The organism is Paenibacillus eucommiae (assembly GCF_017874215.1).
Classification (GTDB): Bacteria; Bacillota; Bacilli; order Paenibacillales; family NBRC-103111; genus Paenibacillus_AI; species Paenibacillus_AI eucommiae.
Genome location: NZ_JAGGLB010000033.1, coordinates 96,131 through 119,174, shown reverse-complemented (window position 1 = coordinate 119,174; position 23,044 = coordinate 96,131). Strand labels below are relative to the sequence as shown.

Sequence of the window (23,044 nt, the reverse complement as noted above, 5' to 3'; positions counted from 1 at the left end):
ATCTTCCGTCGTTGTGATATACGGATTCTGCATCGGTCTATTCCTCTTTTGTTGTTGGGTAGGACTTTCAACCGTACAGGATTGGCAGATGTTTTCCAGTGTTAGCTATCCATTCATTTGTCAAGCACTGATTGTGGTGTTGAGCCCCAAATATGAATTCCAAAATTTAATGGTTGACTATCCAAAAAGTTAGATATATAATTCCGTTATAAATAATATATAATCCTAATTTATATTGTATATGAAGGTGATGGGGGAGAAAATTTGCAGGCCAAAGGAGATGGGAGATGTAGGCAGAATAGTTGGCGGAATAGTTCGGCGGGCAAGCAGCAGTAAGGAGTGAATTTTTTAGCGGTTAAAATGAAAGCGCTTATAATAATGCAATTGAAGTAACGCCTGGAAATAACATGATTACATAAATTGAGAAGGTAAGGTGACATGTATGTTTAACAAGATGACAGGCACATTCGTATTGCTAGCTTTGATTATGGCTTTGACCGCTTGTGGAGGGAAGGGTGATTCTGCTTCGGGTACGAATTCTTCCAATAAGGAGCTTGTGGTTGTAAGTGATGGGGGCCATATGACAGAAAGCCAACGTCAGGTGATCTACAAGCCTTTTGAGGAAAAATATAAGGTGAAGATTCGCGAGGTTACCCCAGTTGATCTGAGTAAGCTGAAGGCAATGGTTGAATCGGGTAATGTGGAGTGGGATGTCGTGGATACGGATGCTGATTTTTCGCTGCGGGGTGGAAATCAAGGATTATTGGAAAAGCTTGATTACACAGTAATCAAAAAGGATGATATTACTCCCCGTTTTGTAAACGATTACGGAATCGGAGCTTATCTCTATTATATACCTATCGCTTACAGTTTAACTGACTTCTCTGAAGATCATCACCCTGCCACCTGGAGTGAGTTCTGGGATACGCAGAAATTCCCGGGCAAACGTTCCTTGTGGTCCAATCCGCTAGCCACGCTGGAGCAGGCCTTAGTTGCTGACGGAGTGGAGCCGGACAAGCTTTACCCGCTTGATGTTGACCGCGCTTTCAAAAGCTTGGACAAAATCAAGAGCAGCGTATCCGTATGGTGGAAAAATGGAGATCAGCCGGCTCAAACCTTAATTGGCGGGGATGCCAGCGTCGCAACCGGATATAATGGGCGCCTTTCCAATGCGAAAAAAGAGGGTGCTAAAATTGGGATTGAGTATAATCAGGTTACCGTTCTAGGCGACTCTTGGGTGATTCCGAAGGGAAGCAAAAATAAGGAGCTGGCGATGAAATTTATAGCTTTCGCTACTGAAGCCGAGCAGCAGGCTAACATGTCCAAAATTAACGATATCGCTCCTGCGAATATGAAATCTTATGACCTGCTCAGTGATGAGGATAAAAAACGGCTGGGACTGGACCGGGCGGAAAAATCACAAATTATTATTAATAATGAATGGTGGTACGAAAATTACGATAAGGTAAATGCACGATACCAAGAATGGCTTTTGAAAAACGCACAGTCTTAAAATGGCAAAATATTATACTCAATTGAGTTATTGGAGGACAGAAAAGCCATGATTAAAAAAATGATGTGCGTTTTATTTGTACTCGTATTAACAGTGGCATTAGCCGCTTGTGCAGGCACTGGCAGTAAGGGGACAGAGGATGACAAGCCCACAAATACTGGTTCCGGCAACGCGTCCACTAATCCTTCTACTAATACGCCCAATGGTGCTTCTTCCGAGCTCGTTGTTGTAAGCTTTGGAGGCAATATGGCGGAAACCCAGCGCAAGGCGATCTATAAACCTTTTGAGGAAAAATATAAGGTGAAGATCCGTGAGGTCAGTCCGACTGATTTGGGAAAGCTGAAAGCGATGGTAGAGTCCGGTAACGTGGAGTGGGATGTAGTTGATGTAGGGGCTGACTTCGCCTTCAGAGGCGGGAAACAGGGGTTATTGGAAAAGCTTGATTACAATGTGATTCAGAAGGATGGGATTTATCCTGAGTTTGTCAGTGATTACGGTATTGGAGCCTATTTGTTCTATGTGCCGATTGCCTATAGTTTAAGCGATTATTCGGAAGACAACCATCCTAAAACGTGGAGTGAATTCTGGGACACGCAAAAGTTTCCCGGCAAACGTTCCTTGTGGTCGATTCCCCAAATTACGATGGAGCAAGCGCTGCTTGCCGATGGGGTGAAGAAGGAAGAGCTTTATCCACTTGATATTGACCGGGCTTTCAAAAGCTTGGATAAAATCAAGAAAAACGTATCTGTGTTTTGGAAAAATGGGGATCAGCCGGCACAAGCATTGGTAGGCGGAGATGCCAGCCTGGCAACGGGGTATAATGGGCGCCTGATGAATGCCCGCAAAGATGGGGTTCCAATAGGCATCGAGTATAACCAGGTTACCGTCGGAGGGGATGCTTGGGTCATTCCGAAGGGCAGCAAAAATAAGGATTTGGCGATGAAATTTATTGCCTTCGCTACTGAGCCAGAGCAGCAGGCAAACTTGTCTAAAATTAACGATATTGCACCGGCGAATAAAAAATCGTACGAGCTGTTGAGTGAAGAAGATAAAACCAGGCTTGGCATTAAAGGAACTGAACAATCTCAAGTCATTATTAATATGGAATATTGGGCAGAAAATTACGATCAGATCAATGAGCGCTACCAAAAATGGATGATGGAAAAGTAGCTGATAGCGAAGCGGCTGATGAAGAGGCAGCGGCAGCTATACTTGTCAGTCCTTTGCAACCTATCCTACAGTCGAGGGTGAAATGAATGTTTGCAGATACATTACTATATAACGGACAGATTGTAAGCATGGACCCGAATCAAAGCCAGTTTTCATCCATATTGATTAAAAACGGAAGGATTGTAGGGCTCGGTGATCAAGCAGAGAGCAGCCCTTTCATCCATCCTGAAACCAAATTAATCGATTTGGAAGGCAGGACCGTTCTTCCCGGCTTCATTGATGCACATCAGCACATGACTTATTTCGGAGCGAATTTGCTCAATCTCGAGTGTAATCATCTTTCCATAGCGGATATGGTGAAAGCGGTCGAGCAGCGGGCAGCCGCACTAGATGCTGATGAATGGATTATCGGATGGGGCTTGAATGAAGCTTTATTAGAAGAGAAGCGATTGCCTGAAGCTTCCGATTTCGCCCATATTCCGAATCCGGTTTATATCGTTCGTTTCTGTGCCCATACAGCGGTCATCAATGATAAGGCATTAGCCATGGCCGGGGTGGACAACCAGACAGTGGAACCGCGTGGCGGTGAAATTGTGCGCGACAGTAATGGAAAAGCAACTGGAGTGCTGAAGGAAAAAGCGATGGAGCTTGTACAGCAGGTCATTCCTTCTTATTCCTTAGAGCAGATCAAACAGGCTATTTTACTTGCCGATGCATACTATATTCGTCAGGGGATTACTTCTGTTCACGAAGCAGGAGTCGGATTGTATACGAACTCCTTGCAGGAATTTCGGGCTTTTCAGGAATTGCTGCTGGAGAGACGGCTTAATACCCGAGTCTATTGTATGGTGCTGGATACGTTTTTTCCTGAGCTCCAGGCGATGCAATTAACGACCGGCTTCGGTTCGGAACGATTTAAAATTGGAGCGGTCAAGATGTTTGCAGACGGTACACTAACAGGAGGCACGGCAGCTATTATCGGAGAGTATGCAGAGCCGCTGCAAGGTCAAGGGATGCTGATGCATTCGGATGAAGAAATGGAACAGAAGGTTCTGGAGGCTCACAAACAAGGCTGTCAAATATCCATTCATGCGATCGGGGACAGGGCGATCGAGCAGGTGATCAGCGCCTATGAGAAGGCTTTAAGCCAGCATCCGAGAGCGGATTCCCGGCATCGCATCGAGCATTGCAAGCTGAGCCATCCGGGCATCACAGAGCGTATGCAAAGGTCAGGCATCATTCCAGTTCCGCAGCCCGCTATTTATCATCAGGCTGGGGATGTCTACAATCAGATTCTGAAACCGGATATATTGAAGGATTACTGCCCGCTGCGTTCATGGCTGGATGCAGGTCTTAAGCCGCCGGGCAGCTCGGATTGCCCTATTGTTTCATGCTCTCCCTTGCTGGGGATCTATGCGGCAATCACACGTAAAACGCGATCAGGAGAAACGATCGTCCCGGAGCAAAGCATTTCCTTATACGAAGCGCTGCAAATGTACACGAGTCATGGGGCTTACGCTTCTTTTAGTGAAGATGAGCTTGGAACCTTGGAACTTGGGAAGATGGCTGACCTGGTTGTTCTGCCCAAAGGCTTTATGGATTTTTCCGCTGAGGAAATCAAGAATACGGAAATCGAGATGACGATTATAAACGGAAAGGTATGTTATGAAAAGAAGCAAGGAGGTCCATCGGATGGCAATTGGAGCGAGCTTGGAAATTGATGGCGTATCCAAATACTATAAAAAATTTGCAGCTGTAGACAAGGTAAGTTTTTCGGTTGAAAAAGGTGAGTTTTTCACGATACTGGGTCCCAGCGGCTCCGGGAAAACATCTCTATTGAAGCTGATCGCGGGTTTCGAGGAAGCCGATCAAGGATGCATTCATTTAAATGGAATAGATATTACGCATATTAAAGCGTTCCGCCGCGATATCGGGATGTTGTTCCAGAATTATGCCCTGTTCCCGCATCTGAGTGTTTTTGATAATGTGGCCTACCCGCTGAAAAACAGGAAATTTTCCAAGAGCGAGATCAAGGAAAAAGTAAAAGATGTACTGAAAATGGTGAAGCTGGATGGCTTTGAAGCCCGCTTCCCCAAACAGCTGAGCGGGGGACAGCAGCAGCGTGTAGCACTTGCCCGTGCGATTGTGTACGATCCGCCCCTGCTGCTGCTGGATGAGCCCTTATCCGCTCTTGACAAAAATTTAAGGCAGCAAATGCAAATGGAAATTAAGCGGATTCAGAAAAAAGTCGGAATTACAACGATTTGTGTAACGCATGATCAAGAAGAGGCGCTTACGATGTCCGACCGGGTATGTGTGATGAATCAAGGGGGAATCGTTCAAATCGACACCCCGGAACAATTGTATACCTTCCCCAAAAGCAAATTTGTGGCCGAGTTTATTGGCGAAACGAACCTGATTCGCGGAACCGTTGCAAGTGCAACCCGTACACAAGCGGCTGTGCAAACGGAAGGGGACGTCGCCTTGTCTGTGAATCTTCCTGCTGACGGAGACAAGGCAAATTGGAAGCCGGGCCAAGAGATATGGATTGCAGTAAGGCCCGAACATATCCATGTCGTGACGCAGCCTGATCAATTCGATACGATCCTTGATGGTACGGTTGAGGAAACCATTTATGTGGGGGAAGCGATTAAAGCGAAAGTAAAAACATCATTCGGCAAAGAGCTGCACATGAAAGTGTCTACCAATTATGCTGCGCATTTGAAATCAGGCATGCCGATCCGTGTCGGATGGGATAGCCATCATGTTTCTCTTATTCCTGACGATCACGCGGAAGCTGCCCCTACGGATAAATCGGTTGAACCGCAGGTGGCTGTATGATGGGTTTTGCAAAAGTTCCCGGTCTTAAATGGTTACTTCTTGTTATCCCGGTCTTATTCGTTCTTGTTTTTATGGGTTATCCGTTACTGGGCGTTTTAAAATTGAGTGTTACGGATCAAAATGGGTTTACGCTAAATAATTTCATTCGTATTTTTCAGGAACCGATTTACTTTCAGGTCATTGTGAATACCCTCAAGGTTTCGTTCATTGTGACTGTTTGCGCACTTATTCTTGGATATCCGGTGGCCTATTTGCTTACCAAGACGCAGTCCAACCAGTTGAAAATATGGATTACGGCGGCAGTATTGCTGCCATACTGGACAAGTGTGCTTGTTCGTACGTATGCATGGACGTTCATGCTGCAATCCAATGGGATCGTGAATAAATTGCTGATGGCGCTAGGTCTTGTTGGGGAACCTGTGAAATTACTGCATAACATGCTGGGTACTACCATAGGCATCACTCATGTTTTACTTCCTTATATGGTGTTGAATTTATACGCCGTTATGCAGGGGATCGATCGTAATTTGGTCAGGGCGGCTGAAGGCATGGGCTCAAGGCCTGCAAAAGCATTTTGGACCGTATTTTTCCCGCTTTCCTTGCCTGGAGTCATCTCAGGGTCGCTGCTTGTTTTCGTACTAAGCTTAGGCTTTCTGATAATTCCGGCTATCTTAGGCGGACCCAGCAGTCTTATGATTTCTACATTAATTGAAACGCAAGTGAATCAATTGTTGAATTGGAACTTCGGATCAGCGATTGCTGTCGTGCTGTTGATAATAACCCTGCTATTGACCGGAATATCATACCTCATTGTAGGCAAGTATCCCGGGGCAAAGGAGTTGAAATAAAATGTGGCTGTTGATCGTCGTTGCCATTATCCTGATTCTGATCGTGGTTCCAATCTTGATCGTGATTCCGTTGTCTTTCAGTTCATCGAGTTTCATTACGTTTCCTCCTCCCGGCTATTCCTTGCAGTGGTATCAAAAAATATTCGAGCAGGATGCTTGGATCGAGGCTATCATTCGCAGCTTGGAAATTGCTGTGGGCTGCGTAATCCTGTCGCTGATTCTGGGAACGATGGCGGCCTTGGCCATGACCAGACTGCAGTTTAAAGGTAAAAATGTGGTCATGGCGCTTATGCTTTCCCCGATGATTATTCCTACAGTTATTTTAGGAATAGCGATGTATCGTTTTTACTCGATCACGCATCTCTACAACACGCCGCTAGGCTTGCTTTTTGCTCATACGCTAATTGCACTGCCCATGGTTTTCATCACAGTATCGACAAGCCTGCGGGGAGTCGACCGCAATTTGGAGCTGGCGGCTATTGGGATGGGCTCCACTCCGGTCGGGGCGTTCTTTAAAATCGGTCTTTCGTTAATCAAACCAGGATTGTTATCCGGAGGGCTGTTCGCCTTCGTCACTTCGCTTGATGAAATCACGGTCACTTTATTTATTGGAGGGTCCAAATCGACGACACTTCCAAAGCTGATGTGGGAAGGCATGCAATCGGAGACTAGTCCGATCATATCGGCCGTTTCAGCACTGCTTATCGCCTGTACCTCTTTGCTGTTTGTGATTCAGGCATTTAGCAGCAGGAGAAAGAAAAATAAAAATTCATTGGCAGCCTAACAGGCTTATGGATTACAGACATTTGGATTAGATATGATTTCGACGAAAGTATATATGTTTGGCAAGAAAATAGCGTATAATTACAAATGACAATATTTTCAAAAACCATACTATTATATAAAGGTAAGGTCAGGTGGTCAAAGTGGAGACAAAGCCAATCAAAAACGTGGAAAGCGAAGCAAACAGCAAATCGGATCAAGTGTATGAATACATCAAAGAGAAAATTATTAACAATCTGCTAAAGCCTGGTCAAAAAATCGTCATCCGGGAAATAGCCAAGCAATTGGGGGTCAGCGATATCCCCGTGCGGGAGGCGTTAAAAACATTGGCGTCCGAATCTTTGGTCGAATTCAAAACGAATAGCGGAGCCAAGGTGGCCACTTTTGATATCAAAGCATTGGAGCAGATTTTTCTAGTCCGGACAGAGCTTGAAACTTTAGCCTCCCGTTTAGCCGTTTCGGTAATAACCGAAGAAGAAGTAGCTGAATTGGAACAATTAATCGAGCTGATGAACGAGTGCTATGCGGAAGATGAGGTTTTCAAGTTCGGGATCTATAATCGTAAGTTCCATAATATTCTTTATCGGGCCTGCCGGATGCCAGTACTCATTGAAATTATTGATAATCTCTACGCCAGAAGCAGTCGCTCGCAAGGTGTATTCAATACGGATCGGGACCGGCTTCGCCATTCCAATGAAGAGCATATTGAAATCGTTCAAGCACTTAAGGAACGTGATGAGGCGAAGGTAGCGCAAATCATTCGTGAACAAAAGGAAAAAGGATTTAAGAAGGTATTACAAACGCTGCGTGATATGATAGCTTTTTTTTAAAATATGATTTCTCGATCCCCTATAAATTGGAGGAACAAAGATGAAGCCGGATTTATCTACAGAATTTATGGGAATGCAGCTTAAGAATCCAGTCTGGCTAGGGGCAAGTGATGCAACGAATATCGCCAGTATAGAACGGGCGATCGCGTCCGGCGCGGGTGCTGTCGTTATGAAGTCTGTAACGGATTTGACGGAGTATCAGCAAAGCGCGATCACCCGCTATTATCTCCTTGATGAGCACAATAAGCCTGCCCATGGGGAGCCGAAGGGGATGTACACCTTCTTCTCCAGGGGTGGCCCGATGCAATCCATCGATAGCATGCTTCCGCAAATGCCTGAGTGGAAAAAACAAGCCGTCAACCGCGGTGTGCGTCTGATCGGGAGCATTAGCGCCGGAACACTGGAAGGCTGGAAACAGCTTGCTATCCAGCTGGTAGAAGGCGGAGCGGATGCATTGGAGCTCAATTTCGGCAATCCGCACGCCCGCTTTACCAGTCATGTTATGGGTCTTAAAATCAGCCAATCCACCGATTCATCAGCAGAAATTGTCCGTCTGGTGAAAAGTGTGGCTGATGTACCTGTTATGGTGAAGCTGAGTCCGCATGCTTCGAATTTCAAAGGCGTGGCCGAAGCGGTCTATGGCGCCGGTGCAGCAGGTGTTACCATCATGCACCGGTTCCAAGGCCTGATGATGGATATTGAAACAGGCCGGCCCGTGCTCGGTGGCTATAACGGTGTTGGCGGCCCTTGGATGAAGCCGATTTCGTTATATTGGATTTCCCAGGTTTATAATGAAATCGGCTGCCCGGTTATTGGGGGCAATGGGATTGATTCCTGGGAGGATGTGGTTGAATTTCTATTATCAGGCGCTGGTGCCGTACAAATTTCAGGTGGTGCCATTGTCAGGGGATATGAATTTATTGATCGTATCTTATGCGGTCTCGAATCGTATTTACAGAGAAGAAATGTACCTCGGATTACGGAGCTTATAGGGGCAGGCGCCAAGCATCTGCTCGGCCAGGAGTCCGTAACATACCCTGCCCAAAATTTGCTCGTTGATACAAATACATGCGCGAAGTGTTTGGATAAGCCATGTGCAGACGCCTGCTTTTTCGGGGCATTATCGCTGGAAAACGGCGCACCGGTCATTCATAGCCATTGTAACGGCTGTAGTATGTGTGCTTCCCTATGTCCTTATGAGGGAACCCTTACATTTCAACCGCTAGGAGGTTAAGAATATTTCATTTGACGATAGTTTTATTATTATATATAGTTTAATTACAAATCATATATAATAACAAATTTATTATATATTAAAAAATGAATTATCATATGGAGGCGTATATCATGAGCACACAGGATAAAAACGCGGCAATCGAAGAACTGAAGCAGCTGGATCGCAAGCACTATCTTCATCCCACATCGTCTCTCAAACAGCATCAAAAAGACGGTCCCGCACAAATTTTTGTTGAAGGCAAAGGCATTTACCTGACAAATATAAACGGAGAAACCTTTATAGACGGAGTATCGACACTGTGGAACGTCAACGTTGGACACGGGCGTGAAGAGCTTGCCGAGGCGGCCAAGCAGCAAATGATGAAATTGGCCTACACCCATTCCTTCCATACGTATTCTCATGAGCCTGTCATCCGCTTGTCGCAAAAATTGGCATCCATGGCGCCAGGGGATTTAAACGTCAGCTTTTATACATCAGGCGGATCGGAATCCAACGACACAGCCTTCAAACTCGTCCGCAATTATTGGAAGCTGAAGGGTCAGCCTAATCGTACCAAAATCATTTCCCTGGAGCGTGCTTATCATGGAGTTACAGTCGGAGCTACGAGCGCAACCGGTCTCCCGACCTTCCAGGCATTTGCGAACGCGCTTGCGCCCGATTTTTACCAGGCGAAGCCATTTAGAACAAATGCTGAATTAGGGGATAAATCAGACCCGGATTATGAAGGAAGTATTCGCGGTACGATTGAAAAGCTGGGTTCTGAAAACGTTGCGGCGGTTATCGTGGAGCCTGTTCAAGGAACGGGGGGCGTACATATTCCTCCAGCCGGGTATTTACAAGCCGTTCGGGCGCTTTGCGATGAATTCGGTATTTTCATGATAACGGATGAAGTGATTTGCGGATTTGGCAGAACCGGTACGATGTTCGGTGCCGACAATTGGGATTTCGTCCCCGATCTGATGTGCATTGCCAAGGGGATTACAAGCGGTTACATCCAATTGGGCGCCGTCATGATGAAAGAGTCGTTCCGGGATGAATTGGTGGAAATGACCAGCGATATCTTCTTTCATGGTTTTACGTACAGTGGTCATCCGACAGCATGCGCAGTTGCTTTGCGTAACATTGAAATTATTGAGCAAGAAGGCTTAGTAGCGAATTCATTGGAAATGGGCAAAGAGTTAGAAAAAGGGCTTGCTTACCTGGAACAAACCTTCCCTTTTATCGGAAAAGCAAGATCCATCGGCTTGATGGGAGGCTTTGAGCTCTTCAAGGATGCTGCGAGTGGTGATAAGTTTGAGCCTTCTATGAGAATCGCCCACCGGTTTGCGCAGGCTTGTCTGGACAGAAAATTAATTCTTCGCCCGATCGTCTACGAGGGCTCTTATGTAGTCGCTATCGCGCCACCGCTTATTATCACCAAGCAGGAAAACGATAAAATGTTTGACATTATCGCTGATGCAGCTGCGGCTATGCAAAAGGAATTAGGACTTGGCAAATAAATATCTCAAATAAATATCATTAGGAGGGAATCATATGTCTGCTGCTGAAACAGCCCAACAACATCAATTATTCATTAACGGTCAATGGACCGAGCCTTCTTCAGGTCAATATTTTGACGTTATTAACCCGGCAACCGGAGAAATCGTCGGGAAAGCGGCAATAGCTGACGATAGCGATGTAACGAAGGCGATTGAAGCCAGCCATCGGGTATTTCCTGAATGGGCAGCGAAGCCGGCAGCTGAAAGAGCAAGAACGCTCCGAAAACTGCAGCAGCTGTTTCTGGAGAACAAGGATCAATTGGCGCGCACGGTTAGCTTGGAGACAGGCAAGCCCCTTCAACAAGCCTTAATGGAAGTGAATACCTGTGCAGAGTACTTGCTATGGAATGCTGAGGAAGGAAGAAGGGTATACGGTGAAACCATCCCGGCCGGAGTTGGCAACAAAAGGTTGAAAACGATCCGGCAGCCGGTAGGTCCGGTGGCAGCGATCACCCCCTGGAACTTCCCGCTGTCCATGGTTATTCGGAAGATTGCTCCTGCTCTTGCCGCAGGCTGCACGGTTGTCCTCAAGCCAGCGGAGCTTACACCTGGCAGTGCTGCGCAGGTATGCAGGCTTGCGGAACAAGCAGGCGTACCGGCAGGCGTACTTAATATGGTAACCGGAAACCCGGCGCAAATAGGCAATGTGCTGTTAAGCGACAAACGTATTCGCAAGGTTACCTTTACAGGATCTACACCAGTTGGCAAGCTTCTGCTAAAGCAGGCTGCCGATCAGGTGAAGAAAGTATCCATGGAGCTCGGCGGTCATGCTCCCTTTATCGTCTTCGAAGATGCAGATATCGAGAAGGCTATTGCCGGGATTACACAGGTGAAATTTTTCAATTGCGGACAAACCTGCATATGTCCAAACCGAATCTTTGTGCAAAATTCCATAAAAGATAAGTTCATTGCTCTTTTTAAGGAGAAAGTGCAAGGGTTGAAAGTTGGGAATGGCATTGAGGGTAACGTTGATGTAGGTCCACTTATTAATCAAGCCGGGCTGGATAAAGTGTCGAGACATGTGGAAGATGCGGTCGTAAAAGGGGCAACGCTGGTCGTCGGCGGGGAAAAGCTTACAGGCGAAAATCACAAAGATGGATTTTTCTATTCGCCAACGATTTTAAGTGATATCAAGGAAAATATGCTCGTTTCCACTGAGGAAACGTTTGGTCCTGTCGCTTCCATCCTCACCTTCGAGACGGAACAGGAAGTGATTGATAAAGCCAATAGTGTAGATGTTGGACTCGCCGCCTATTTCTTTACGAATGATCTGTCGAGGTCGATTCGGGTATCGGAGGCTTTGCAATACGGGATGGTCGGCATTAATGATACGGCCCTTGCCCAAGTTGAAATTCCTTTTGGCGGAGTCAAAGAAAGCGGTATGGGGCGGGAAGGCGGACCTGGAACGTTGGATGATTTCCTCGACTTGAAATTGATTGCTACAACGATTTAATTGCCCTTTTTTATAAAAAATAAACATAGATGTTTGCAAAGGAGAGAATACAATGTCAGTTAGTGATTTGATGAAAGGTGCTCTCGATGTTCATATGCATGCAGGTCCATCTGTTATTCCGCGGATCATCGATGTGGTGGAAGCGGTCAAAGAAGCGCAGGAAAACGGGATGCGTGCATTGGTCATCAAAGATCATCAAGTTCCGATGGTTGGTGTGACGGAATTGGTACAAAAACATCATGTGGATCAAAAAGGTTTTCGGGTTTTTTCCGGAATTGCGTTAAATAACCATATTGGCGGGTTGAATTTGTTGGCACTGGATACGGCACTCGTCATGGGAGCCAAAATGGTATGGATGCCTACGATTTCCTGTGAAAATCATCACGTGAAGCATGCACAGAGAGGTCTTAAGTTCCCGGCTTCCAAGAAAGGCTCCGGCGTTCAAGATCACCACCATATTCATATTCTTGAGGGTGGCGTATTAAGTGATCAAATCAAGAAGGTTATCGATCTAACGCTTTCTTATGAAGATGTCGTCATCGGTACGGGGCATGGTACAGCCGAAGAAGTTGATGCCATTATCAACTATGCCTTGTCTAGGGGGGCCAAAAAAATTATTGCGAATCATCCGGGATATATGATTGATGCAACGGTCGAACAAATGAAAGACTGGGCATCCAAGGGAGTTTATATCGAGATTTGCGCGACGACTTCCGATCCGCGTTCCAACTTTTACACGCTTAACATTGACCAGACTTGTGAAATTATTCAGCAGGTCGGTATGGATCAAATTATCGTTTCCTCCGATTATGGTCAAATCAATAACCCGAGACCTTATCCCGGCTTTGTTCAATTTGCTGACTTGCTTTTGGAAAAGGGTTTTTCGACCCATGATATTACTACGATGATTAAGGATAATCCGTTGAAGGTCTTGAATATGGACCATCTCTAGGAATCTGGGAGGAGAACTATGAAAGTAGCTAATTGGACCGCCATGGAAGAAGTATTCGTACGTGAGGGAGTAACCCGCAAAGGATTTACCGGAGAAGGAGCAACACTTGCCCTGCATACGCTGCAGCCTGGTCACGAGCCCAAACCGCATAGTCACGCTTACGAACAAATTGTTTATATTTTGAGTGGTAAAGTGAAGTTTCATATTGAAGATAATTTTACGATTTTGGAGGAAGGCGGATTACTGGTTGTCCCTCCCAATGTGATGCATTATGCGGAAGTTCTGGGAGATGAGCCGGTGCTCAATTTAGATGTCTTCACTCCTAAAAGAGCTGAGTACGATGAACAAGGGTAGACGGGTGGAGCTATCATTTAAACAAAGCTTAAATAATGGGCAATGTTTACATGGAACCTTTGTCAAAACGCCTTCTCCGGAAATCATTGAAATATTAGGTTTGGCCGGGTTCGATTTTATTATCATTGATATGGAGCACACCACGTTATCGTTTCAGGATGTGGAACGAATGGTGCGTGTCGCGGACTTGCACGGTCTGCATGCAATCGTACGCATCCATGGCAACTTGGGGTCGCACATTTTGCACGCTTTGGATTTAGGGGCAACCGGTGTCCAAGTACCGCAAATTGATACGGCTGAAGAGGTAGCCTCCCTTGTGAATCATACCAAGTATCCGCCACTCGGAATTCGCGGAGCTACTTCAGCCCATCGGGCAGCGAACTACGGTTTTTCGGATATAAAAGAGTATCTGGACACTGCGAACGCTTACAGTACGGTCGTCGCTCATATTGAAACCAGAAGGGCTTTCGAAAATATAGAAGAAATTTGTCAAATCGACGGACTTGATGTCGTATTCATCGGTCCGCTGGATCTCTCGATTTCGCTCGGAACAGATATGAATATGGTGAATGGGCAATTATCGGAATATGTAATGCAAATTATCCATACCTGCAAGGAATATGGGAAATATATAGGAACCGTTGTAAACAGCGAAGCGGAGTACAAATTTGCCATGCAGCACAATATTCCTTACATCGTCTGGGGCTCAGACCTAAGCTTATTCAAAAGTGCAGTAGTTAAGGCTATGGATGTTATGAAACAAATTCAGAGTGGTTGATTGAGCCTTTAGGGGATACTATTTAAAATACATGGGTTATTTACACATCGTATTATGTCCAATAAAAAGATGTTATACTATATTTTACCTTTTTATCATTTGGGTTGGCACTTAGTGTTTCGTTTCAATGAATATGAATAGAGGAAATCGATGGAGTGATATTCCTTCCATTGATTTCCTCTATTTCTGCTTTTTTAGGCGAGGCCAATGCCTTATTGCTCCAGCGTCAACGCTTTTATATCATCCTGGGGCAGCTCAGTTATATCTGCTACAGCGGCGATATCGTAACCACGAGCGAGAAGTTTTCGGGCAGTCTGTTGCTTGCCTTGAATAAAGCCTTCCGCTTTTGCACCTTCTACTCTCGATGCTTCATCACGAAGAAACTTCAGCCTGGCTTCGTATTCCATTCGTGTCTGTGCGTCCTGACTCAGGAATTCTAAAGTATCCATCGCTTTTTTTAGCATGGGTTCGTTCATCGTCAACGCCTCCCAGTTTGTTTTATCGACACCTTTTAAAAATAATAACCAGTTCACCAAGCCGCCTTTCACTGGAATCGCGTGCTCCTCCAGCTTTGTAAGTTCCATCACATGGACTTCGATATCATCAATCAGCGGGATGAGGGTATGATCCTCACGTAAATGAAAAATATTATGGTAACGATCATTTGGCAGACAAGAATAGTTCAGAATGTTGATAGTTACACATTTTTTCAAATGGCTGTAATTGGAACCTTCTTTAATCTGATGGAAGTACATCCCGCTCCAGTAAAACAGCGTCCTTTTTTCCATATGATACGGGTTGAACAATTGCATTTCAATATTAATCAGCTTGCCTTCGGCTGTTCTTGCTTTAATATCCAATATAGACTGCTTGTCCTGGGGGTTGTCTTTGTCTGTGTAGGGTTCATCAAAATAATCTCGGCAAGTGGCAACTCTCCAGCCTCTATAAACGTACTGTTAAGAAACGCAAGTAGCGAATATTCGCTTGAAAATAAAGTCATTGCGAGGATCCAGCAATTCCAATATTATCAACTCCAATCCTATGTTTATTATACCATGTATCGTAATTTACATGAAATCGATTCGTGCTAATTAATTTTAATATTAATTATTCAGTGTATACATTGTGTGCACATGGTGTTGACAATGCAATCACAAATGTTTTATTATTAGCATATTCTTTGCTTATTCTTTAAGGAGGTATTAGTTGCATGGATGCCAATTTGCACATACGAATGTCGAAAGAATTGAAAGATGTTTTTCAACAGATTGCAAAAGAAAATAATAAAGATACCTCATCCTTAGTGAGAGACTGGATTTCAAATTATGTAGCTGAACATCAGAAATGTAATGAAGATCTAGCGGCAGATTTGTATCTGGCAGGGTACCAGCTGCAGCAAGCGTTTGGGGGTAGGGAAAAGGTTGATAAGGAATTTGCAAAGCAATTGCAGGAACACTCTTTAACGAATCAAAAGGAATTCACACAGCAAATACTTTCCACTTACTTGGACCTTGACCTGACCATTCCATCCGTAGTTTCAAAAACGTCAACTGGGTTCGCTTATTCTCAAATGTTTTTACTGGGCTTATTAGGTGATAAACCGAAAGAAGTATTCTAGGGCTGTTTAGGTTCAGCGCGGGCGAATGAATAAGACTTATTAGACTTTTTGCAAAACAGGAAATTTGATGTGTTTCTCGAATATTCACAGATAGGAGGGGATTCGAACATGGGAGTAACGTTCACTACCGCTATTATGAAAGCACAGGGGAAAAACGCCACTGGAATTTCGGTTCCAAACGAGGTTATAGCCGCGCTGGGTGGACAAAAGAAGCCTAGTGTCACTGTAAGTCTGAACGGTTATACGTATCGTAGTACGGTAGCTGTTATGGGCAATGAGTTTCTCATTCCCTTGAGTGCTGCCCACAGGGAAGCTTCAGGCTTGAGTGCAGGTGAGCAGGTGGAAGTCACACTTGAGCTTGATCTGGAGCCTCGTACTGTTGAAATACCGAATGACCTCATGACAGCATTGTCAGCTCAAGAAGGCGCGATAGAGGCGTTTGAAGCTTTGGCTTTCTCGAAGCGCAAGGAGTTTGTTCGTCAAGTGAACGATGCAAAAACACAAGAAACCCGGGAGCGACGGATCATGGGAGTTGTCGCCAAGCTGAGTGAATCCTAACGCGGCCCAATGGTTAATTTTGGGAATATCAATGTACCATGAATAAAACTTCTTATCCGCGAGCAATAGGGCGGTAGGGAGTTTTATTATTTTGTAAGAGGTGCTTTGCAGCGGTGAAGTGTTAGGGCTATAGCGTATTCGGAGCAGGGGGCACCATTGGAGTAGGAGTGTTAGTAGTGTTAGTAGCAGTGATAGTAGTGATAGTAGTGATAGTAGTGATAGTAGTGATAGTAGCGTCTAAAAGAAGTCAGGCTTCCGCCGAAATGAGCGTGTGCTTCACTTAACGATGTTTTTCATCGTTAAAGCGAGTGTTTTCCAGGTCAATCAGCACGCTAACGATGTTTTTCATCGTTAAAAGAGGTCAGACGGCCACATCTGGGTGGATAACAGGGAGTTAACGATGAAAAACATCGCTAAAGCAAGGATGTGGAGAGGACCTGGTGGTTTAACGATGAAAAACATCGTTAAAGTAGCAGACTCCTCTCGGTTGTGCGTGCTGGCGGGGCCGTTCTTCATTCACGGTGCCTTTGCCACCAGGAAATCGCCCCTATCAAGAGAAAAAAACCTTGTTGGCTGACCGTTTGAGTTTGGTTTGAGCTTGCTTGAGCTTGCTTTTAGCCTGCTGTTCGTACGATTCGTGCGATTGTAGCTGAGAAGGGGGAATGGCTGTGGGTGGAAGGGCGTTAGCGCCCGCCTTTAAAGATTTGTTCCAACCTCTCCATCTTTTCCATTGAAGTGAACAAATCTTTAACAGCGGCTGGAGGCCACAGCCATTCCCTCCGCAACACACCAAAGCCATGAACAAGCACCTCAAAGAACGCCGCAAGCGTTTTTCTTATTCAAAAAGACACATTCCACTGCAGCGATTATGGACTCAATCAGTTATAATTAGATAAACATTGTGCTATGTTGACAGCATAGAGGACGGGGGGTAAGAATCATGCTTGTGCCTACATGGATTTGGGTAGTATCGGTCATTGTTATTATCGTTGTCGTTTGGATGACCATATGGGTAACTAACAAGGCCTATTCCAAAAAATGGGAAGATGAATAAAGCAGATGAATAAAACTGACGAATAAGGCTGATCAATAAGGCTGATGAATAAAATTTCCGAATAAAATTGCTGAATAAAGGGATTGATAGCTTCTTTTTCACATAAATAGTCGGTTTAATGATTAGTTTGCTCTTGAATGTTCAATTTATCAAAATTATTGATATTACTTATAAAATCATTCTAATTGATCCATTTCCCATACTATGATAGGGTCAGTAGAGGTAAAATGAACTGAATATGAAAATTAGCTGTTACACTAATCATGGTATGGCTACGCGAGGTGGATATCGTTGGAACTTCATGTAACAAACAGTCCTTTTAATCAGGATCAAGTAGAATTGCTCAATCGGCTTATGCCTACGCTTACAGAAACACAAAGAATCTGGTTAAGCGGCTATCTTTCGGCATTTCAAGGAGCATCTGGAGCGACGACTGGAACGGCTGGTGCGGTGGCACCCGGCGCTGCGCCGCTAGCAACATTGTCAGCGAATGCAGTAGTAACCCCCAAAGAAGTAACCGTGCTTTTCGGTTCGCAGACCGGCAATTGTCATGGGCTGGCGAAGAAGCTGACCAAGAAGCTGGAAGATCAAGGCTTTCAGGTAACCCTATCCTTGATGAGCGATTTTAAACCGAACGGATTAAAGAAGGTCCAAAACCTGCTTATTCTGGTGAGTACTCATGGAGAAGGCGATCCTCCGGATAACGCTATTTCCTTCTATGAGTTTCTCTATAGCAAGAGAGCGCCTCAATTGGAAGGCATGCCTTATTCCGTGCTGGCACTGGGAGATACCTCCTATGAGTTTTTCTGCCAAACGGGTAAGGATTTCGACAATCGCCTGGAAGAACTGGGCGGCAAACGGATTGTTCCGCGTGCTGATTGCGATGTGGATTTTGACGCGTCTGCTGCGGAATGGATGAATAATATTCTAAGCACTCTAAGTGAAGGGTCAGCGGCTCCAGTGATCGCAAGTGGGGGCAGCGCGGCTCTTGACAATGGAACAGAGTCGGAATATTCAAGGACGAATCCATTCCAGGCCGAGGTTCTTGAGAATTTGAATCTGAACGGCCGCGGTTCGGACCGGGAAACTCGCCATGTTGAGATATCCCTCGAGGGTTCGAATCTTCAGTATGAACCTGGTGATAGCTTAGGCATTTATCCAGAGAATCATCCAAGACTTGTCGATGAATTTATCGAAGCTATGGGCTGGAAAGCAGAAGAGCCCGTTGCCATCAATAAGAATGGTGAAAAGCAAGCTTTGCGAGAAGCACTGCTTCGCCATTTTGAGATCACTGTACTGACGAAGCCATTGCTCACTCAAGCGGCATTGTTCGATTCAAGCAATAGGCTGAAAGAGCTTCTGGAAGCGGGACAGGAACTGGAGCTCAGGACTTATCTTAACGAGCGGGATTTACTGGATTTAGTGCAGGATTATTCGCTTAAGGGTGTTCCTGCCAATGAATTTGTCTCCATTCTTCGGAAAATGCCTGGGCGCTTGTACTCCATCGCCAGCAGCTCGAAAGCATTCCCGGACGAGGTGCACGCGACAGTACGCGCAGTTCGCTACGAAGCTCATGGAAGAGAGCGCTATGGAGTCTGCTCTGTTCAGCTTGCGGAGCGGGTGCAAGCAGGCGATACTTTGCCGGTTTACATTCAGCATAACTTGAATTTCAAGCTTCCGGAAAGCTCGGATACGCCGATCATTATGATTGGGCCGGGCACGGGTGTGGCTCCGTTCAGAGCCTTCCTGCAAGAGAAGGAAGAAACCGGAGCGAGTGGGAAGACTTGGCTGTTTTATGGCGATCAGCATTTTTCTACAGACTTCCTGTACCAGGTTGAATGGCAGCGTTGGCTGAAGGATGGTGTCCTGACTCGTATGGACGTCGCGTTCTCCCGGGATACCGACAAGAAAGTGTATGTACAGCATAGGATGCTTGAAAAGAGCAAGGATCTTTACCAATGGCTGCAGGATGGGGCTAGTGTATATGTTTGTGGTGATGAGAAGAAGATGGCGCATGACGTTCATGCGGCTCTGGTAACGATCCTCGGTCTTGAGGGCGGTTTGAGCCCGGAGGAAGCTGCGGAATATTTGACCCGTATGCAACAGCAGAAACGTTATCAGCGGGATGTTTACTAAGCAGAGTCCAAAGATCGTGAGAGGAGAGGGCAAGCATGTCGGAAAATAATTTACTTTCATCGAAAAGTGCGCCGCACAGCGATGTTGAACATATTAAGATAAAGAGCAATTACTTGCGGGGAAGTCTTACCGAGACCCTTGAGGATGTTATCACAGGTTCGATACCCGAAGATGACAACAGATTAATGAAGTTTCATGGCAGTTACATGCAGGACGATAGAGATTTGCGCAATGAACGGAGCAAGCAGAAGTTGGAGCCGGCCTATCAGTTCATGCTGCGCGTGCGCGCGGCGGGCGGGGTAGTCTCGCCGGAGCAATGGCTGATGATGGACCGTGTAGCACAGAAACATGCCAACGGAACGATTCGCCTTACGACCCGGCAGTCCTTTCAAATGCATGGCATCATCAAATGGGATTTGAAGAAAACGATTCAGGAAGTGAACGAAGCGCTGCTGAGCACGTTAGCCGCATGTGGAGACGTGAACCGTAACGTGATGTGCAACCCGAATCCATATCAGTCGGAAGTTCATTCCGAAGTGTACGATTGGGCACGCCGGGTTAGTGATCATCTGGATCCACGGACAAAGGCCTATCACGAAATCTGGCTTGACGGCGAGAAAGTGGTCGACAGCCTGGATAACGGGGAAGTGCAAGAACCGATTTATGGACCTGTTTATTTGCCGCGTAAGTTCAAAATCGGGATGGCTGTCCCGCCTTCCAACGATGTAGACGTATTCTCCCAGGATCTGGGCTTTATCGCCATTATCGAGGAAGGCCGCCTGAAGGGTTTTAACATCACGGTAGGCGGCGGAATGGGAATGTCGCATGGCGATACCAAAACCTATCCCCAAGTGGGCCAGTTAATTGGGTTCTGCACACCTGAGCAGATTATCGACGTGGCGGAGAAGACAGTTATGATCCAGCGTGATTACGGGGATCGTGCGGTTCGGAAGCACGCCAGGTTCAAGTATACGATAGACGATCGCGGTATTGATTGGTTCATCGATGAATTGACCCAGCGTATGGGGTGGAAGCTCGAGGATGCGCGTCCTTACCATTTTGACCACAATGGGGATCGCTATGGCTGGGTAAAGGGAAGCAATGGAAAATGGCATTACACCCTTTTTATTCAGAATGGCCGGATCAAAGACGAGGATGACTATCTTCTGATGACGGGTTTACGGGAAATCGCCAAGGTCCACACCGGTGACTTCCGCCTTACCCCGAACCAGAACCTGCTCATTGGCAGCATAAGCACCCACAAAAAGAAAAAGATCGAGGAATTGCTCACGAAGTATGGGCTTAATGATGGGGCTCACCATTCCGCATTGCGGAGAAGCTCCATGGCCTGCGTAGCATTCCCGACTTGCGGGTTGGCGATGGCCGAGTCTGAGCGTTACCTGCCTACGCTGCTGGATAAGATCGAGCCGATGCTGGAAGCTGTTAGCTTGCGTGATGAGGAAATCGTCATTCGCATGACTGGCTGTCCAAATGGCTGTGCCAGGCCGATGCTTGCAGAAATCGCGTTCATTGGCAAAGCGCCGGGCAAATACAATATGTATTTGGGTGGCGGATTTACCGGGAACCGGCTGAACAAGCTGTATAAGGAAAACATTGGCGAAGAGGAAATCCTCGACTCACTGCAGCCGATTCTAGGCCGCTTTGCGAATGAACGCCATACAGGCGAGCATTTTGGTGATTTTGTCATTCGTGCTGGGTATGTTAAAGAAGTTCGTTCGGGGCAGGATTTCCATTCTTAAAATGTTCCATTGTGAAATGAAATACAATTATGAAGGCCGCGGAAATCGCGGCCTTTTCTCCATGTGGTATTATTAAAATTAAAAAAAAGCGCTTTACAGCGGCTGGAACCCACGGCCCTTACCTTTCTCCATGCACTTAGTAATGAACACGCACCTCAAAGGATTTGAACTATAAGTAAGTTTAAGTTTTTGGGGAAGATCAGCCGCGCAGGCAGCCGGCCTCCCCCGAATGCAGCGTGTGCTTCACTTAACGATGTTTTTCATCGTTAAAGTAACTGTTGCAAGGTCATTCAGTCACTTTAATGATGATTTTCATTGCTAAAAGTGGCCCGAAGGACTATTTGAGTGGGTGAAGTGACTTTTAACGATGTTTTTCATTGTTAAAGTAAGCATTGGAGACGAGCTGGTGCTTTTAACGATGAAAAACATCGTTAACTCAGCAGCGCTTCATCCCAACTTCCCGGCATTGGATGTGGTGACAGAGTGAGGGCGAGGGGGGAACCAACTGATGACTAATACAACTGGTGTTTTCATTTTCATCAATTAAACGCGATAAAGCGTTAATGTATTAATTCATTAATGTATACGGAAATGGAATCCTACGTCAACTCAGATTCTCATATGTTAGATATATCTTCACTATCCCGTAGCCTCAGGTACGTTCGTTTTTTCTTACATTAAGGTGTTCTTGCCATTTGCACAACGCTGGCTATCACGGAGGTCTTTCCAGGATATTAGCTGAATATTCTCTTCATTGAGCAGCTTTTTGATTTCTCCATCTCTAAAAATTTGGTACTCTATTTCTCTTTTTTCCCAGTGTGGAGTCATGGCTCTTAGTTCGGGCGTATTCTCTGAAGGATGGATGACAACTTCTGTTATCCCTTCGTGTACACTTCGTATAGCTTTGAACATTTTATCTTGAATGACTCTGTAATTTTCCCCGTTCTCCATTTGATAAGGAAGACAGATTAAATCGTCGATTAATGAAATACCCCGCTTATGTGCTGATTCAATCCTATTTTGGAATAACTTTTTCATATCGGAATGGATAAAGGGTTGATTTACTATATTTTTGGGCAGTTTAAACGGCAATTGAAACTCTTCACATAAATCGAATGCGACCTCTAAAAAATCCCGCCCTCTCGCCAGCCCTAACAAACTACCGTCATGACTATCCAGGTGCGTCGGGTTTATCTCTAGCTGAATTGCCATTTCGATCTGATTTCGAATTTCCGTTTTTACCGCTTCTTCAGTTGCTTGCTCCTCAACATCGGATGCGGATTCTAGAAGATAGCCATCTGTAGTGGTTAACGACTTGATGCTCGGATTTTTCGTAACAGGACCCCATCTATGGCTGGGTGAACCAGAAGTAAGTGTAAGATGAATACCAACGTTTGCTTCCGGATGCAGCTTAGCATAATTTGCAGCGTGTTTTGCCCATGGACATGGCATCATAATCATAGCGGAATTAATGGCGCTTGCTTGAAACAGGTTTATGATCGCTTTATTCATGGAACTGCTCATGCCAAAATCATCTGCGGTAATAATTAAAAATCGGCCATGCACACTTTGGTTGTTAGCCAGCATCTTCGCCCCTCCATTTTCCAAAATAAAAAGATGA

Annotated in this window: 20 protein-coding genes and 1 pseudogene; 19 read left to right on the top strand and 2 right to left on the bottom strand. The window is 45.6% G+C overall.

Annotated features, from left to right (window positions below):
* Positions 1-442: 442 nt before the first annotated feature.
* The 13 genes from J2Z66_RS33885 to J2Z66_RS33825 all read left to right on the top strand — a co-directional run bounded on the left by J2Z66_RS33885 (position 443) and on the right by J2Z66_RS33825 (position 14,297).
* Entirely contained in the window at positions 443-1,513 is a 1,071-nt protein-coding gene (locus tag J2Z66_RS33885; RefSeq protein WP_209977205.1) for an ABC transporter substrate-binding protein, read from the top strand.
* A gap of 48 nt (positions 1,514-1,561) precedes the next feature.
* Positions 1,562-2,683 carry an ABC transporter substrate-binding protein gene (locus J2Z66_RS33880; RefSeq protein WP_209977204.1) on the top strand — a complete coding sequence of 374 codons (1,122 nt, stop codon included), beginning with the start codon at positions 1,562-1,564 and terminating at the stop codon, positions 2,681-2,683.
* An 86-nt stretch (positions 2,684-2,769) separates the two neighbouring features.
* Positions 2,770-4,404, top strand: coding sequence for an amidohydrolase (locus tag J2Z66_RS33875; protein ID WP_209977203.1), 1,635 nt, complete (start codon positions 2,770-2,772; stop codon positions 4,402-4,404).
* Positions 4,376-5,524: an ABC transporter ATP-binding protein gene (locus tag J2Z66_RS33870; protein WP_209977202.1), complete on the top strand. Its 1,149-nt coding sequence runs from the start codon at positions 4,376-4,378 to the stop codon at positions 5,522-5,524. Before J2Z66_RS33875 ends, J2Z66_RS33870 begins: the two co-directional genes overlap by 29 nt.
* A complete protein-coding gene (locus J2Z66_RS33865; protein ID WP_209977201.1) occupies positions 5,524-6,372 on the top strand; it encodes an ABC transporter permease in 849 nt (282 codons plus the stop codon). Before J2Z66_RS33870 ends, J2Z66_RS33865 begins: the two co-directional genes overlap by 1 nt.
* A gap of 1 nt (position 6,373) precedes the next feature.
* A complete protein-coding gene (locus tag J2Z66_RS33860) occupies positions 6,374-7,156 on the top strand; it encodes an ABC transporter permease (protein WP_209977200.1) in 783 nt (260 codons plus the stop codon).
* Between the two features lie 142 nt (positions 7,157-7,298).
* A complete protein-coding gene (locus J2Z66_RS43910; protein WP_209977199.1) occupies positions 7,299-7,985 on the top strand; it encodes a GntR family transcriptional regulator in 687 nt (228 codons plus the stop codon).
* A gap of 40 nt (positions 7,986-8,025) precedes the next feature.
* Complete coding sequence (locus J2Z66_RS33850; RefSeq protein ID WP_209977198.1) at positions 8,026-9,219, top strand: tRNA-dihydrouridine synthase; 1,194 nt, start codon at positions 8,026-8,028, stop codon at positions 9,217-9,219.
* A 113-nt stretch (positions 9,220-9,332) separates the two neighbouring features.
* Complete coding sequence (locus J2Z66_RS33845) at positions 9,333-10,721, top strand: aminotransferase family protein (RefSeq protein WP_245376050.1); 1,389 nt, start codon at positions 9,333-9,335, stop codon at positions 10,719-10,721.
* A gap of 34 nt (positions 10,722-10,755) precedes the next feature.
* Complete coding sequence (locus J2Z66_RS33840; protein WP_209977196.1) at positions 10,756-12,213, top strand: NAD-dependent succinate-semialdehyde dehydrogenase; 1,458 nt, start codon at positions 10,756-10,758, stop codon at positions 12,211-12,213.
* A 52-nt stretch (positions 12,214-12,265) separates the two neighbouring features.
* On the top strand, positions 12,266-13,165 hold the full coding sequence (locus tag J2Z66_RS33835; protein ID WP_209977195.1) for a DUF6282 family protein: 900 nt from the start codon (positions 12,266-12,268) through the stop codon (positions 13,163-13,165).
* Between the two features lie 18 nt (positions 13,166-13,183).
* A complete protein-coding gene (locus tag J2Z66_RS33830; protein WP_209977194.1) occupies positions 13,184-13,519 on the top strand; it encodes a cupin domain-containing protein in 336 nt (111 codons plus the stop codon).
* The gene (locus tag J2Z66_RS33825; RefSeq protein WP_209977193.1) at positions 13,506-14,297 is read left to right on the top strand and encodes an HpcH/HpaI aldolase family protein; all 792 of its coding nucleotides are present in this window, start codon (positions 13,506-13,508) and stop codon (positions 14,295-14,297) included. The genes J2Z66_RS33830 and J2Z66_RS33825 overlap by 14 nt, the downstream gene beginning before the upstream one ends.
* 212 nt (positions 14,298-14,509) lie before the next feature.
* On the opposite strand, the pseudogene J2Z66_RS33820 reads toward J2Z66_RS33825, so the two are convergent.
* Positions 14,510-15,322 (bottom strand): annotated as a pseudogene (locus J2Z66_RS33820) (Rpn family recombination-promoting nuclease/putative transposase).
* Between the two features lie 185 nt (positions 15,323-15,507).
* On the opposite strand from J2Z66_RS33820, the gene J2Z66_RS33815 reads away from it, so the two are divergent.
* From J2Z66_RS33815 to cysI, 6 genes are all read left to right on the top strand, one after another.
* Complete coding sequence (locus J2Z66_RS33815; RefSeq protein ID WP_209977192.1) at positions 15,508-15,915, top strand: hypothetical protein; 408 nt, start codon at positions 15,508-15,510, stop codon at positions 15,913-15,915.
* Between the two features lie 108 nt (positions 15,916-16,023).
* Complete coding sequence (locus J2Z66_RS33810; RefSeq protein ID WP_209977191.1) at positions 16,024-16,473, top strand: YdeI/OmpD-associated family protein; 450 nt, start codon at positions 16,024-16,026, stop codon at positions 16,471-16,473.
* Positions 16,474-16,873: 400 nt separating this feature from the next.
* Positions 16,874-17,050, top strand: coding sequence for a hypothetical protein (locus J2Z66_RS33805; RefSeq protein WP_209977190.1), 177 nt, complete (start codon positions 16,874-16,876; stop codon positions 17,048-17,050).
* A gap of 363 nt (positions 17,051-17,413) precedes the next feature.
* Positions 17,414-17,527: a hypothetical protein gene (locus tag J2Z66_RS44365; protein ID WP_512699958.1), complete on the top strand. Its 114-nt coding sequence runs from the start codon at positions 17,414-17,416 to the stop codon at positions 17,525-17,527.
* 291 nt (positions 17,528-17,818) lie between these two features.
* A complete protein-coding gene (locus J2Z66_RS33800) occupies positions 17,819-19,663 on the top strand; it encodes an assimilatory sulfite reductase (NADPH) flavoprotein subunit (protein ID WP_209977189.1) in 1,845 nt (614 codons plus the stop codon).
* A 35-nt stretch (positions 19,664-19,698) separates the two neighbouring features.
* Positions 19,699-21,423, top strand: a complete 1,725-nt coding sequence (gene cysI, locus J2Z66_RS33795) for an assimilatory sulfite reductase (NADPH) hemoprotein subunit (RefSeq protein WP_209977188.1) — start codon at positions 19,699-19,701, stop codon at positions 21,421-21,423.
* 672 nt (positions 21,424-22,095) lie between these two features.
* On the opposite strand, the gene J2Z66_RS33790 is transcribed toward cysI, so the two are convergent.
* Positions 22,096-23,010: a polysaccharide deacetylase family protein gene (locus J2Z66_RS33790; RefSeq protein WP_209977187.1), complete on the bottom strand. Its 915-nt coding sequence runs from the start codon at positions 23,008-23,010 to the stop codon at positions 22,096-22,098.
* Positions 23,011-23,044 lie beyond the last annotated feature (34 nt).